This window comes from Microvirga sp. Mcv34, from assembly GCF_024519725.1.
Lineage (GTDB): Bacteria > Pseudomonadota > Alphaproteobacteria > Rhizobiales > Beijerinckiaceae > Microvirga.
On sequence record NZ_JALJRK010000230.1, the window covers coordinates 1 to 1,566 of the forward strand.

A 1,566-nucleotide genomic window follows, 5' to 3' on the forward strand; every position below is an offset into this window, starting at 1 on the left:
GACAACGAGCCCGGCGCGGATCGTCGTCCCGCCGGCCAGAGTCAGGGCTGCGCCCCGTTCATCCGTCGTAAAGTCCGTGGCGAATTCCGGCACGAGGGTCAGGTGCTCGGCCTTCCCGGCGGCTTCCGCGAGCGTCTCGACGAGAGCGACGTTCTCGATGTTCCAGCCGAAGGCGTCCAGGCCGATCTCTCCGGCCCGGAACGACGCCGGGGGAGGGCGGAACAGGCTGCCCGTGTCGTCGATGATGCGCATGGTTTCGAGTGGTGCCGCAACGGCAGAAACGGCCGGCCAGACGCCGAGGGCTTCCAGGAAACGGACCGAGCCGTTGAGGAGGGCGACCGTCCGCCCGTCCCTGCGCACGTCGAGGCCGCCGATGAGAACGGTCTCGTAGCCGTCCCGGGCAAAGGCCAGGGCGGCGCTCAGGCCCACGGCTCCGGCGCCGACCACGGCGATGTCATAGCTGTTCTCGGTCACGGGCTCTTTCACCATCAGGTTGTGGACGGTTCGCGGACTCACAATAAACCACGGATTCGGCATTGCCGACCGGCGCAACGCTTCCCTATGATTATTCCATAACGGAAGCTCGCTACCCGTTCGGCCCTTGCCAAGAGCCGCGCGGGCCGTCATCCATGTGCAAATTCCTAACCCGCTGCAACCCTTGAAATCCGAGTCGCTTGTGTGAAGGCAGACGTATCATCATCGGGGACGCCCCTCGTCGAACTTCAAGGGATCAGCAAGCGCTATGGCGACCTTCTCGCCAATGACGGGATCAACCTGGCCATCCAGCCCGGCGAGATCCATGCCCTTCTGGGCGAGAATGGCGCGGGCAAGTCGACGCTGGTCAAGATCCTCTACGGGGTGATCGAGCCGAGCGCCGGCGAGATCCGTTGGGAGGGCCGCCCGGTCACCATTGGGTCCCCAGTCGAGGCGCGCAATCTCGGCCTGGGCATGGTGTTCCAGCACTTCTCCCTGTTCGACGAGCTGACCGTCGCCGAGAACATCGCCGTCGCCCTGTCGAACGAGTGGAGCCTGTCCACCGTCCGCAGCAAGCTCGGCGAGATCAGCCGGACCTACGGGCTGGCGCTGGATGCCGACCGGGCGGTGTGGACCCTGTCGGCCGGCGAGCGCCAGCGCATCGAGATCGTCCGCTGCCTGTTGCAGAACCCGAGGCTCCTGATCCTGGACGAGCCGACCTCGGTCCTGACGCCCCAGGAGGCCGAGCATCTCTTCACCACCCTGGACCGTCTCTCGGCCGAGGGCTGCTCCATTCTCTACATCTCCCACAAGCTGGAGGAGGTGCGCCGCCTCTGCCGTAGCGCCACGATCCTGCGGGCCGGGCGGGTGGTCGCCACCATTGATCCTCGGGCCAAGAGCGCCCGCGAGATCGCCGCCTTGATGGTCGGCAACGAGGTCGGCGAAGTCCGAACCGACGCACCGCAGCATGTCCTGGGCGAGATGCTCAGGGTCTCGCACCTGTCGATGGCGCCAGCCGGTCTCCACGGGCAGGCCCTGCGCGATATCGACCTCGAGGCGCGTGCTGGCGAAGTGGTGGGCATCGCCGGCGTC

Annotated in this window: 2 protein-coding genes; one reads left to right on the forward strand and one right to left on the reverse strand. The window is 66.6% G+C overall.

The features are described from left to right. On the reverse strand, window positions 1–474 hold a 474-nt coding region (locus tag OC446_RS30305; RefSeq protein WP_262032577.1), incomplete at its 3' end, for an FAD-dependent monooxygenase. A 204-nt stretch (window positions 475–678) separates the two neighbouring features. Here OC446_RS30305 and OC446_RS30310 point away from each other — a divergent pair. Next, on the forward strand, window positions 679–1,566 hold an 888-nt coding region (locus OC446_RS30310; RefSeq protein ID WP_262032578.1), incomplete at its 3' end, for an ATP-binding cassette domain-containing protein.